At 36.7% G+C, this 13831-nt stretch carries 9 protein-coding genes and 1 pseudogene; 9 read left to right on the plus strand and 1 reads right to left on the minus strand.

Annotated features, from left to right (window positions below):
• The first annotated feature begins 42 nt into the window (after positions 1–42).
• From MK409_RS01020 to MK409_RS01030, 3 genes are all read left to right on the plus strand, one after another.
• The gene (locus tag MK409_RS01020; protein WP_084944210.1) at positions 43–570 is read left to right on the plus strand and encodes an AAA family ATPase; all 528 of its coding nucleotides are present in this window, start codon (positions 43–45) and stop codon (positions 568–570) included.
• Positions 571–801: 231 nt separating this feature from the next.
• Positions 802–2523, plus strand: coding sequence for an aminodeoxychorismate synthase component I (pabB, locus tag MK409_RS01025; RefSeq protein WP_268705023.1), 1722 nt, complete (start codon positions 802–804; stop codon positions 2521–2523).
• A 90-nt stretch (positions 2524–2613) separates the two neighbouring features.
• Complete coding sequence (locus MK409_RS01030) at positions 2614–3996, plus strand: Ltp family lipoprotein (RefSeq protein ID WP_268705024.1); 1383 nt, start codon at positions 2614–2616, stop codon at positions 3994–3996.
• A 198-nt stretch (positions 3997–4194) separates the two neighbouring features.
• Here MK409_RS01030 and MK409_RS01035 read toward each other — a convergent pair.
• Positions 4195–4567 (minus strand): annotated as a pseudogene (locus tag MK409_RS01035) (helix-turn-helix domain-containing protein); the annotation flags it as partial.
• Positions 4568–4735: 168 nt separating this feature from the next.
• Between MK409_RS01035 and MK409_RS01040 the strand changes: the two are divergent.
• The 6 genes from MK409_RS01040 to MK409_RS01065 all read left to right on the plus strand — a co-directional run bounded on the left by MK409_RS01040 (position 4736) and on the right by MK409_RS01065 (position 13605).
• Positions 4736–7096: an Ltp family lipoprotein gene (locus tag MK409_RS01040; protein WP_268705025.1), complete on the plus strand. Its 2361-nt coding sequence runs from the start codon at positions 4736–4738 to the stop codon at positions 7094–7096.
• Positions 7097–7221: 125 nt separating this feature from the next.
• Positions 7222–8181: an ROK family glucokinase gene (locus MK409_RS01045; RefSeq protein WP_049484369.1), complete on the plus strand. Its 960-nt coding sequence runs from the start codon at positions 7222–7224 to the stop codon at positions 8179–8181.
• A 100-nt stretch (positions 8182–8281) separates the two neighbouring features.
• Positions 8282–9121 (plus strand): thymidylate synthase, encoded by an 840-nt coding sequence (locus MK409_RS01050; RefSeq protein WP_268705026.1) that lies wholly within the window; start codon positions 8282–8284, stop codon positions 9119–9121.
• Positions 9122–9757: 636 nt separating this feature from the next.
• Positions 9758–10648, plus strand: a complete 891-nt coding sequence (locus tag MK409_RS01055; RefSeq protein WP_045616868.1) for a helix-turn-helix domain-containing protein — start codon at positions 9758–9760, stop codon at positions 10646–10648.
• Positions 10649–10871: 223 nt separating this feature from the next.
• Complete coding sequence (locus MK409_RS01060) at positions 10872–12068, plus strand: radical SAM protein (protein ID WP_000909921.1); 1197 nt, start codon at positions 10872–10874, stop codon at positions 12066–12068.
• Positions 12061–13605: an ATP-binding cassette domain-containing protein gene (locus MK409_RS01065; protein ID WP_000913380.1), complete on the plus strand. Its 1545-nt coding sequence runs from the start codon at positions 12061–12063 to the stop codon at positions 13603–13605. Before MK409_RS01060 ends, MK409_RS01065 begins: the two co-directional genes overlap by 8 nt.
• Positions 13606–13831 lie beyond the last annotated feature (226 nt).

Below are 13831 nucleotides of genomic sequence, written 5' to 3' on the forward strand. Positions count from 1 at the left end.
TATCGTAAGTTAGAGATATTTCAAGTATGTAGAGATATAAGGTTGGAAAATTGTGTTTATATTATTTCAGGTCCCCCAGGCGTTGGAAAGAGCACCGTCAGCAAAGAGTTGGCCTATTCTTTTGACAAAAGTGCAGTTATAGAGGGCGACATGATTTACTTAATGATTAAAGGAGGTCTCGTAGCTCCTTGGGAAGATGATGGATTTTACATGGATTTATTCTGGGATAATATCATCAGTCTGACCAATAATTTCTTGGATCGTGGCGTTACTGTCGTGATAGAGTATGTCATATTTGAAGATCAACTGAAGAAAATTGCAGCCTTCTTAAAAGAAAAACGAATTAAGCTAAAATATTGTGTCCTAATGGCTCAAGAAGAAACCTTGAAAGATAGGGATTCTTCTCGGAAAGAAATTGAGAGAACAGGCGATTTATCAATCCAAGCAAGAAATGAGTTTCTAGCTAAAAATAGTGAGAAACATCATTTTCTATTCACGGATGATTTAGATGTCAAGGAAACGGTAAACATCATTAAAACTTCAAATCAATTTTTAATTTCTGAACAGTAAAAGACAGAGAGAGTAAGGGTATAGAAACCAAGACTCTCTCTGTTTTTTGTTGAATTTTTGTGCAAAGTGTCCCAAACAAGGCCATCTTTTACTAGAAGAACTAGTGCCATCTGATGGAGAATTGCCAAAAGTAGAAAAAAATAACTTAGAGAAGATATTTCGTTATAGGAATCAGTAAACAAAGCTTGATTTAGCTGTTCTAGGCTAGCTTTTTTGTGTTATACTTAAGATATGCATAGAAAAACAGTGATTGATTTTAGGGCTTTGGGCGAGAGATACACCTTTACCCAGCCTATCAAAGAGTTAAAAACGAGAGATTTAGCAGAAGTGACGGACCTGCTGGCACAGGTGGAAAGCTACCAAGAGCAAGGATATTATGTCGTGGGCTACGTCAGTTATGAGGCTGCACCTGCTTTTGAGGAAAAATTAGCAGTTCACAAGCTTCCTTTACTGGGCGAGTATTTGCTTTACTTTACCGTTCACGATAGTGTGGAAACATCCCCTATTCCTTTGACTTATGAGGAAGTAGATCTGCCTTCAAAGTGGCGGGAACAAACATCTGCAGAGGACTATGAAAAAGCTATTTCCCAGATTCACCATCATTTAAGACAAGGAGATACCTATCAGGTCAATTATACTGTCCAACTCAAGCAGGACTTAAGTGCCAATCCTTTTGCCATCTACAATCGCATGGTGGTAGAACAGGAGGCGGGCTACAATGCCTATGTTGAACATGATGAGATGGCAGTGATTTCCATGAGCCCAGAGCTCTTTTTTGAGCAAAATGACCGTGAGTTGACAACACGACCAATGAAGGGAACGACTCAGCGTGGAGTGACTGACCAAGAAGACCTTGCCCAGGCTAGCTGGTTGGAGCAGGATCCTAAAAATCGCTCTGAAAATATGATGATTGTGGACCTCTTGCGAAACGATATGAACCGTATTTCTGAAGTGGGAAGTGAGCATGTGGAGCGTCTGTGTCAGGTGGAGCAGTATTCGACTGTCTGGCAAATGACTTCGACCATTAAGAGTCAGTTACGACCGGATGTGGACCTAGTTGAAATCTTCCGTTCGCTCTTTCCATGTGGATCTATCACAGGAGCTCCCAAAATTGCGACCATGGAAATTATCAAGAACTTGGAGCCCCAACCCAGAGGAGTCTACTGCGGAACGATTGGTCTCTTGCTTCCAAGTGGGCGCCGGATTTTTAATGTCGCCATTCGGACCATTCAACTCTACAAGGGTCAAGCCATTTATGGGGTTGGCGGAGGTATTACATGGGATAGCACCTGGGAGTCTGAATACCGTGAAGTTCATCAAAAGGCGGCTGTTCTCTATCGTAAACAAGCCTGTTTCCAACTGATTACGACTGGGAAAATCAGCCAGAAAAACTTGTTGTTTGAAGAACAACATCTGGAAAGACTGAAAAAAGCTAGTCGATATTTTGCCTATCCTTTTGATCCAGAAAACCTGAGACAAAAGATAGAGAAAGAGTGCCAAGTTTGTGATGCTAATCAAGACTACCGTTTGCGAATCATCCTCAGCAAATCTGGAGGGATGGAAGTCAGTCGCCAACTCTTAGCACCCCTCAGTCCAAGTTTCTGCAAAGCTAAACTTTGTCTGCAAGAAGCAGATTTGAATCAAGCGTTTACCTACTTTAAAACAACTCATAGACCGCATTTAAATCTAGATAAACAAGAAATCATTTACCATAATGCAGCAGGAGAACTGCTTGAGACCTCTATTGGAAATCTGGTCTTAAAAATTAATGGTAAACTCTATACACCACCTACCAGTCAAGGAATTTTGCCAGGAATCTACCGTCAGCATTTGCTAGAAACAGAACAGGTAGAGGAAAAAGTCTTGACTGTGCCAGACTTGGACCAAGCGGAAGCTGTCTATGGCTGTAATGCAGTGAGAGGATTGTATGAGTTGCAAGTGATAGTGTTGTGAGTTTTATCTATTAATAGCTTTTAGTATATATTAATACATATTTGTGTTATAATGTAACCGTAAACAATAAAAATTTAAAGGAGATTTTTGATGAAAAAATCAAAAAAAATTTTAGTAACCAGCTTAGCAACTGCAACACTGGGACTTATTGCATTATCAGATACAACTGGAGACTTTCCTTTTTCGGCTCAGCATGTTTCTGCTCAAGAAAAGGATGCATCTAAAAATGGTAAGGTTGTAAAAGAGAATACAACTTCGGCGTCAAATCAAGCTGAGAAATCAAAAACACCAGCGCAAAATCCTGCTGAGAAACCAAAAACACCAGTACCAAAGCCAGAACCAAAGCCAGAACCAAAACCAGCGCCGAAACCGAAAACACCAGCTCAAAAACCTGCTGAGAAACCTAAAAATACAACTCCTAAAGAGGATAAGTCCAAATCTACAGCTCAGTCTGGTTGGGTAGGCTCATCATACTATCAAAATGGTACTAAAGTTATAAATAAGTGGATTTTTGATAAAAAAGCTAATTCTTATTTCTATCTAAATGCTTCGGGAAACTATATCCAAAATGCTTGGGTAGGCAATTACTATCTTAAATCAGATGGTAAAATGGCTAAGAATGAATGGATTTATGATAAAAACTATGGATCCTATTATTATCTAACCGCAGAAGGTAGCTACGCTCGAAACGCATGGGTAGGTAATTACTATCTCAAATCAAATGGGAAGAGAGCTAAAAATGAATGGATTTATGACAATAACTATGGTTCATACTACTACCTAACGGCAGAAGGTAGTTATGCTCGTAATGCTTGGTCAGGCAACTACTATTTGAAATCAAATGGTAAGATGGCTAAAGCTGAGTGGATTTATGATAAGAACTATGGTTCATATTACTATCTAACATCAGAAGGTAGCTATGCTCGCAATGCTTGGTCAGGCAATTACTATTTGAAGTCAAATGGTAAGATGGCTAAGAGTGAGTGGGTTTATGATAAGAACTATGCTTCGTACTACTACTTGACTTCAGAGGGAAGTTACGCTCGTAATACTTGGGTAGGCAATTACTATCTTAAATCAAACGGTAAGATGGCTAAAAGTGAATGGGTTGATGGAGGTCGTTACTATGTAGGAGCTAATGGATTATGGGAAACCAAATCATCAACCAATAGTGAATATTCTGCTGCTTTAGAAAAGGCAAAGAGTTATAACTCGTGGGCAAATATGTCTAAAAAACGCTTATATAAGCAATTAACTTCAAAATATGGAGAAAAATTTCAAAGTGATGCTGCACAATATGCCATCGATCATTTGAATGCAGATTATAAATCAAACGCCTTAGCTAAAGCAAAGAATTATCGAAAATGGTTTAAGAACTCGAAGTCAGCAATTTATAATCAACTAGTTTCGCCTTATGGTGAAGAATTTACTGAAGAAGAAGCTAATTATGCCATTCAACATCTTGACGACTAATTATTTAGAATAACTATTTTAACACTGATTGACAACTCAAGTGCAACAAAGTTGTTCCTCTAATTAAGAGAGTATCTTTAAAGCTGTTTGAGTGAGCTCAAACAGCTTTTTTGCGGACTATAGCCAAGTTCAAAATAGAAGCTTCTCCTATTGTCTTTCCACTCAGAACAGAATGGATTTTCCAATTTCAAAAAGGGGTTGGAGTTTATAGGTGTGAACAAAGGCATCTATGCTATGTCCCGTTGGTTTCTCTCCCATTACTTCTGTAAATTCTTTCAGAAAGTCGTCCAATAAACGATATAGTTTCAAATAATAGCTGGCTTCTCTAGCACACTGATAACAGTTATGGGTAACATCTGCATAATGGTGTAGGTAATAGATCTTCTGCCCATTGACTTATTTCACTTGTGTTATGGAACCACGATTCATTTTACGAGTAATAGTAGAGCAGTTTCCCCCAGTTTACGAGCAAACTCAGCAGGTTTGAGTCCTACGTTTAAATAAGCTTCAATTTCTACTTGCTCAGCTTCAGATAAGTGCTTGTATGAGAATAATTAGTGGACATGTTCATCTTCCTTTATACTGTTTTTCGCAACTCTAGTATATCAGATGAACATGTCTTTTGTGTTGCACTTCATTTTAAAATAGGGCTTTCATAAATAGTTATTATTTGAGTGTAAAAAAAATTAAGTATATGGTATACTATAGCTATTAATCATTAAAAACAATGGAGATTTTTATGAAAAAATCAAAAAAATTTTTAGTAACCAGCTTAGCAACTGCAACACTGGGACTTATTGCATTATCAGATACAAATGGAGACTTTCCTTTTTCGGCTCAGCATGTTTCTGCTCAAGAAAAGGATGCATCTAAAAATGGTAAGGTTGTAAAAGAGAATACAACTTCGGCGCCAAATCAAGCTGAGAAACCGAAAACACCAGCGCCGAAATCAGCTCCGAAACCAGAGCCAAAACCAGCACCGAAACCAGCTGAGAAACCGAAAACGCCAGCTCAAAAACCCGCTGAGAAACCTAAAAATACAAGTCCTAAAGAGGATAAGTCCAAATCTACAGCTCAGTCTGGTTGGGTAGGCTCATCGTACTATGAAAATGGTGCTAAAGTTACTAATAAGTGGATTTTTGATAAAAAAGCTAATTCTTATCTCTATCTAAATGCTTCGGGAAACTATGTCCAAAATGCTTGGGTAGGCAATTACTATCTCAAATCAGATGGAAAGATGGCCAAGAATGAATGGATTTATGATAAAAACTATGGGTCATACTATTATCTAACAGGAGAAGGCAGCTACGCTCGCAACACATGGGTAGGTAATTACTATCTCAAATCAAATGGGAAGAGAGCTAAAAATGAATGGATTTATGACAATAACTATGGGTCATACTATTATTTAACAGGAGAAGGCAGCTACGCTCGCAACACATGGGTAGGCAATTACTATCTTAAATCAGATGGTAAGATGGCTAAAGCTGAGTGGATTTATGACAAAAACTATGGATCCTATTATTATCTAACAGCAGAAGGCAGCTACGCTCGCAACAAATGGGTAGGTAATTACTATCTAAAATCAGATGGTAAGATGGCCAAAAATGAATGGGTAGATGGTGGTCGTTATTATGTAGGAGACGATGGTGTGTGGCAACCAAAACCAGCGCCAAAACCAGCACCAAAACCAGCTGAGAAACCGAAAACGCCAGCACAAAAACCTGCTGAGAAACCAAAAACACCAGCACAGAAACCTGCTGAGAAATCGAAAACACCAGCACCGAAACCAGCACAAAAACCTGCTGAGAAACCGAAAACACCAGCACAAAAACCTGCTGAGAAACCGAAAACACCAGCACAAAAACCTGCTGAGAAACCAAAAACACCAGCACCAAAACCGGCTGAAAAAACTAAAGAAACAACTCCTAAACAGGATAAATCACAATCTAAAGTTCAGTCTGGCTGGGTAGGAAATTACTACCTCAAATCAGATGGAAAGAGAGCTAAAAATGAATGGGTAGATGGTGGTCGTTATTATGTTGATTCTGATGGAAAAAAGGTTAAAAGTGACTGGATTTATGATAAAAACTATGGTTCCTATTATTATCTAACAGCAGAAGGCAGCTACGCTCGCAACAAATGGGTAGGAAATTATTATCTCAAATCAGATGGTAAGATGGCCAAGAATGAATGGGTAGATGGTGGTCGTTACTATGTTAATTCTGAAGGCAAAATGGTAAGGGGTAAATGGGTAGATGGTGGTCGTTACTATGTAGGAAACGATGGTGTGCGACAACCAAAACCAGTAGCCGGGAATCCATACTCAGCAGCTTTAAAGACAGCACAAGATTATAATAGGATTCATTTGTCCAAAAAAAGAATTTATGAGATGTTAATTTATGAAGGTTTTAATAGTGACACTGCACAATATGCTATCAATCATTTGCAAGCAGACTATAAGGCGAATGCCTTAGCTCAAGCAAGAGAATACCGAAAGAATGCCAATTTATCAAAGACAGAAATTTATGAGAGGCTAACTTCTCCTTATTTTAGAAAATTTACAAAAGAAGAAGCAGACTATGCCATTCAAAAACTAGATTTAACACCAGAAGGAAGCATTGCCCGCAATAAATGGGTAGGGGACTATTATTATAAATCAGATGGAAAGGTGGCCAAGAATGAATGGGTAGATGGCGGTCGTTACTATGTTGATTCTAAAGGCAAAATGGTAAGGGGTAAATGGGTAGATGGTGGTCGTTACTATGTAGGAAACGATGGTGTGCGACAACCAAAACCAGCAGCCGGGAATCCATACTCAGCAGCTTTAAAGACAGCACAAGATTATAATAGGATTCATTTGTCAAAAAAAAGAATTTATGAGATGTTAATTTTTGAAGGTTTTAATAGTGACACTGCACAATATGCTATCAATCATTTGCAAGCAGACTATAAGGCAAATGCCTTAATTCAAGCAAGAGAATACCGAAAGAATGCCCATTTGTCAAAGACAGAAATTTATGAGAGGCTAACTTCTCCTTATTTTAGAAAATTTACCAAAGAAGAAGCAAACTATGCCATTCAACATTTAGGTGACTAATTTTTACAAATAGTGAAGCAAATGAGATGTTTTAATTTTGGCTTGTAGCCTGCAAACCTTTGCACAAAAGAGACGATTTTGTTATACTATATCTGTAAGCATTTTCAATTAAAAAGGAGAAGACGATGAGTCAAAAGATTATTGGGATTGACCTTGGTGGAACATCTATCAAGTTTGCGATTTTAACTCAAGAAGGAGAAATCCAAGAAAAATGGTCTATCAAGACCAACATTTTGGACGAAGGAAGCCACATTGTAGATGATATGATTGAGTCAATTCAACATCGTTTGGATTTGCTTGGATTGTCAGCTACGGATTTCCGAGGTATTGGAATGGGATCACCTGGTGTGGTTGACCGTGAAAAAGGAACTGTTATCGGTGCCTATAACCTCAACTGGAAAACCCTTCAACCGATTAAAGAAAAGATTGAAAAAGCCTTGGGGATTCCATTCTTCATTGATAATGATGCCAACGTAGCTGCTCTTGGTGAGCGCTGGATGGGGGCTGGTGAAAACCAACCAGACGTTGTCTTTATGACACTTGGTACAGGTGTTGGTGGCGGTATCGTGGCAGAAGGCAAATTGCTTCACGGTGTTGCTGGTGCAGCAGGAGAGCTTGGCCACATCACTGTTGACTTTGACCAACCAATCGCATGTACCTGTGGTAAAAAAGGCTGTCTTGAGACAGTTGCTTCTGCAACAGGGATTGTCAACTTGACTCGTCGTTATGCAGATGAATACGAAGGCGATGCGGCCTTGAAACGCTTGATCGACGACGGTGAAGAAGTAACTGCTAAAACTGTTTTTGACTTGGCTAAAGAAGGGGACGACCTTGCTTTGATCGTTTACCGTAACTTCTCACGTTACTTGGGAATCGCTTGTGCTAATATCGGTTCCATCCTCAACCCATCAACAATCGTTATCGGTGGTGGGGTGTCAGCAGCGGGAGAATTCCTTCTACAAGGTGTTCAAAAGGTCTATGACGAAAATACCTTCCCACAAGTACGCACAACAACTAAACTGGCTCTTGCAACTCTAGGAAATGACGCTGGAGTTATTGGAGCAGCATCACTTGTATTGCAATAAGATAATAAAAAGGGGGAAAAACACTACTTTAAAGCCAGTGATTTTCCTCCTTTCTTTTTTTATGCTATACTAGTTAGGACAATAAATGAGGTGAGAGTAAATGACAAAAGCAGATACGATTTTTAAAGAGAATATTGAACGAATCCTCAAAGACGGCGTCTTTTCTGAACAAGCACGTCCTAAGTACAAGGATGGGACTGTTGCCAACTCCAAATACGTAACGGGTGTCTTTGCAGAGTATGACTTGGCCAAGGGAGAATTTCCTATCACAACCCTACGTCCCATTGCAATCAAATCTGCCATCAAGGAAGTGCTCTGGATCTACCAGGATCAGTCTAATAGCCTAGAAGTGCTCAATAGCAAGTACAATGTCCACTACTGGAATGACTGGGAAGTGGGGGATACAGGAACCATAGGTGAGCGCTATGGGGCAGTTGTTAAGAAACACGACATCATCAACAAGTTTCTCAAGCAGTTGGAAGCCAACCCTTGGAACCGTCGCAATATCATCTCTCTCTGGGATTATCAAGCTTTTGAGGAGACGGACGGACTTCTTCCATGCGCCTTTCAGACCATGTTTGATGTCCGTCGGGTTGATGGGGACATCTATCTGGATGCGACTTTGACCCAGCGCTCTAATGACATGCTAGTTGCCCACCACATCAATGCCATGCAGTACGTAGCTCTTCAAATGATGATTGCCAAGCATTTCGGCTGGAAGGTTGGGAAGTTCTTCTACTTCATCAACAACCTTCATATCTATGATAATCAGTTTGAACAAGCAGAGGAATTGCTCCGCCGTGAGCCGTCAAACTGCCAACCTCGTTTGGTCTTGAATGTACCAGATAAGACTAATTTCTTTGACATCAAAGCCGAGGACTTTGAGTTGGTTGACTATGATCCGGTTAAGCCACAGCTGAAGTTTGATTTGGCTATTTAAGAAAAATGTAAATATCCTTCTATGACTAACACCTCATAAGTTAGACAGAAAAATCTAACTTATGAGGTGTTTTCTTATGTTGTAATTTATGAGGATAAAGTTCAAATTTATAATCTGCAAAAGCAGGCTTTTCGTCAACTGTAGTGGTCTAGCGAAAAGCCTTTTTAAGACAGGTATAGGGGTCATTGTGCTGACTATAGTTAAACTTTTTCGGACTAAGCATATCCTTCTGTCTGCTAGGACGAGTGTAAGGAGAGATAGGAGTGATGTCTTAATTCAGTAAGAACTTAAGTTTAATGGGAGTTTTGTAACTGGAATTCGCGATAATGTAAGAAAGTTTGATGTTTTCTATCTAGCTAAAGAGGGCAGGCAATACCTGACTGTTACGTACATTACCTGCCTCCAAACTATAAGCCTGCGCTCAGCAGTACTTATCGCTGAGCAGTCTAGGCAAAACTCTCCTTAGAAATTAAGATTATCCAACTCCGATAATAATAATTCCTTCTAGTAAAAAGAGTAGGAGTGGTAATATTTTTTGTTTTTTCATGTGTAATCCTCACTTTTGTTTTTTTTTATTATATGTTATTATTGGGGTGAATAAAATATATTCCCATATATGCGTGATGGAGGTTCAGAATGAAAAATTTTGGAGAAATTTTTAAAAAGTTTAGAGAATCAAGAGGATTGCGGTTAAAGGATCTCACGAAGGCTGGTATATCAACATCTCAGCTTTCACGTTTCGAAAAAGGAGAAACGGATTTAACCATTTCAAAGTTTATACATATTCTAAATGAAATTAACATGCCAATTGATGAATTTATGTATGCCGTTCATGATTTTCATCGTGATGAACTAAATGAACTATTAGCTCAGGTTAGGAAATGTGTAACGACTCGCGACATTGAAGGGATGAAGAGATTGTTGATATCTCAAATGGAAAATGAAGGAAAACGAGAGAAATTTCATCATATAAATACCATTTTAGTTAAAATTCGCCTTCAGGATTTATCGGGAGAAAAATACTATAATGAAACAGATTTGGATGATTTAACCGATTATCTATTTGGTGTTGAATATTGGGGATATTATGAATTGTTGATTTTCATGAATACTTTGGATGTTCTAAAACATGATGTTTTTATGGTTTTAGCAAGAGAAATGTCTAGACGATCAGATTTTTATAAAGAAATTCCTATTAATCGACGCCTGATTTCAACCATGTTGCTTAATGCTTATATTACCTGTATTGAAAAGAAAAAGTTTATGGATGCTTTGTATTTTGAAAAACAATTGAAACAATGCTTTTTTATCGAGACAGAAATTTATGAAAGACTCATTTTTCTCTATGCTCAAAACCTTTATCGCTATCAAAAAAACGGAAATAAGATTGCAATTATTGAAATGAAAAAATGTATTGGAGCAATAAAATTAGCAGGCAGTAACCACTTAGCAAAGATTTATGAAGGACATTTAAAAAAAGTTTTAGGGGAGGACAGTCGTCAAGCAGATATGGGAAAGAAATTTTGACTGAACTATTGAATGATATAATCATATCATCAAATAAAGGAGGACAATAAAATGGATAATCTCAAAATTATCGATTTGGAAGAATTACTAGCCAATAAATCAGCCTATGTTATTCATGATTGCGGCCCTAGTCATTCTTGTGGTGGAGGTCGGTAACGACTATCTTATTTTTATTGTGAGAGGGATTTTTATTCCCTCTCTATGTTATATAGGGGGAATAATTATGTTAAAAGCATTTATTACAGAATCCGATACTCTTTATTTTAATTCTGAAACCTTTACTTTATCAACTTCAATAGATGATTTGAATAATAATATCAAAAAAGAAAACGATTATAATATTTTAAAAAAAGTAGTAATCAATATTTCAAATAACTGTAATCTTTCATGTACATACTGCTATGCTGATGGTGGTAATTACGGAATGATGAATCAACTGATGAATATTGATACAGCAGATAAAATTATTGATCAGCTAGTCTCTCGCAGAATTCAATGTATAAAGAGATTAATCCTTTTTGGAGGCGAGCCGTTTTTAAATATTGATTTGTTTGTTTATATTATTGAAAAGCTATCTAAAAATATTGAGATTCAAAAAATTGAAACTGTGACAAATGGTACCATCCTAAATAAGAAAGTTGAAATGATGATTAACAATTATCATCCTTTTTTAACAGTTAGCCTTGATGGCCCACAATTGATTCACGATAAGTTAAGAGGCAAGGGAAGTCATAGACGAACATTGAATTTTATTCAGTATTTAAAAGAAATAGATTACGAAAATTTTGAAGTCGCTTCTACTTACACGCGGATGCATCAAATACTTGGATTTCAAAAAGGGGATATCTATAGATATTTTACTGATATGGGTGTTAGATTTAATATCAATAATGTATTTAGCAAAAATAAAATTCTAATAGTTAAAGAAATGGAAATGACTGAAGAAAATAGAAAAACATTTATCGATCAGTCATTCGAAGATATTATCAATAATAATGTTAAAAACTACATTAGCCCGATTGTTTATGATGTGCTACTTTCAATGATTTTTAAAAGTAAGATAGAATCGTTTTGTGATGATATTGATCCAGAAACAACAATAACATTTGATGTTGATGGATCAACTAAATCTTGCTTTAGATTTTGGGGGACCCATAGCAGTGATAAAGTTACACAATTCAATAATAAGGATAACTTTTCTAAGTGTAAAGATTGTTGGTGTAGAGGAATGTGCATGGAATGTGTCGCAAATATGATTGATGGCTATTCATCAATTATTTCTGAAGAAGGAAAATTTATTGAGTGTAAAAAACAAGATTTAATGGAATACTGTATTTATAAAATTATTGAATTGAGTAAGGATAAAGAGCGTTTAACAAAATTAGTTAACAATTTTGAAAGGTTCATTAGATATGCTTAAAAAGTTCATCACAAAAAAACATTTGGTGCTCTATTTTATTTTCATTGCTATTACGTGGTTAGAGGCTATCATCACACCAACCTTGGTATCGATGATTATAGCCAGTTTTGAGAAGAAGATTCTGGATGATTTATGGATAGCCCTTACTGTAGGTATAATTGGTAATTTATTTATTCTTATTGGATTGGCTGGGAAAAGGTATTATTATGCCAAGTTAGTAGCAGATTTCACTTGGATCATGAAATATAAATTGTTTGAGCATTTTCTATATAATAAAAATAGTAAAAAAGAGGATATCCTATCCAATCTTGAAAACGATGTCAAACAATTAGAAACGTCTTATCTCGAACCAGCAGTCATTATTATTTCCTCAGTTGGTTTTACAATAGTTTCCATTGTATATGCATTGACAACAAATTTTTGGTTGGGCTGGATATTTATCTTTTTTTACTCTATGCCTGCACTCTGTAGTGGTATAGGTAGTAAAAAATTAGCCCTTATTTCTGAGGAAAAAGCGACGTCGAATCAGGAGTACTTGTCTCAGACAACGAATATCATTGGTGGAGAGAGTGTGATTAAAAATTACGGTGCTATGGATTTCTTCTATTCTCTTTTCAGAAGAGCCTTGTCGAAGAGAATTGATCAGGACATTCGTTATGAACAACAACGTACGATTAATAATATTCTCATTAATAGTATTGACGCATTTTGTTCGGTAGTTCCCATCATTATCGGTGGTATAATGACTTATTATAATTATTTGTCAGGAGCTAGTTTTGTTGCAATTTATCTAGTATCTCATAACATAGGCTATCAATTCAATGAATTGTCATATTTTATCAATACCTATAAATCAAGCAAGCAGCTTAGGAATCGTTATGATTTTCTACTTCAAGATGCGATTATACAAACAGATGACCTGTCTTCAACATCACTTTTTCCTATCTTAGTTGATTGCGTCAGTTTAAGTTTTGAAGATAATATACTTTTTGAAAATCTATCATTTGAAATTAAAAAAGGAGAAAAAATTGCTCTAATAGGTGCAAGTGGTTGTGGTAAGTCAACCTTACTTAACCTCATCTATGGGCAACTATCTCCAGATTTGGGGAAGGTGACTTATGCTGGTCAGATCTTAAATCAAGAGCAAGTTGCCAAATCAGCTTCTTATATTTTACAAGATTCCTATATTTTTGATGGTTTATCACTTGAGGAGAATATTACCCTTGGAGAGTCGATGGATAATATAAAGATGGACCTGATTCTTAATCGAGTAAATCTAGAATTTTTAAAGGGACATCTTCTTTATGGAAATCATCTTTCTGGTGGGGAAAAGCAACGTATAGAAATCGCTCGCAGTTTGTATCATAATAGTGATCTGATTTTGGCAGACGAGGTTAAAGCCAATCTTGATAAAGTGAATTCAAAACAAATTTCAAATATCTTATTAACCCTTCCACAAACCTTGGTTGAGGTAATCCACCATTATGATGAGGAGACACTTGCACAATACGACAAAGTAATTAATTTGTCTCAGTGACAATCAATAAAAAGAGGAAAGTATGTCTCGTTCATTTGTAAAATTATTAGTACGCGAATTGTTTGCATTTGGATGACAGTTAACATCATTGTGTATATATACGTTATTACAAAATCTGATATTGTAAATTTAATAGATTCAATATTGCCTTTTTATGAATAATATAAGTAAAGAATAGTAGCAAACATATTTAATTTACACCTCAATCATGAAATTTTCTGTCTAA

Source organism: Streptococcus oralis, from assembly GCF_026782375.1.
GTDB classification, from domain to species: Bacteria; Bacillota; Bacilli; order Lactobacillales; family Streptococcaceae; genus Streptococcus; species Streptococcus oralis_CL.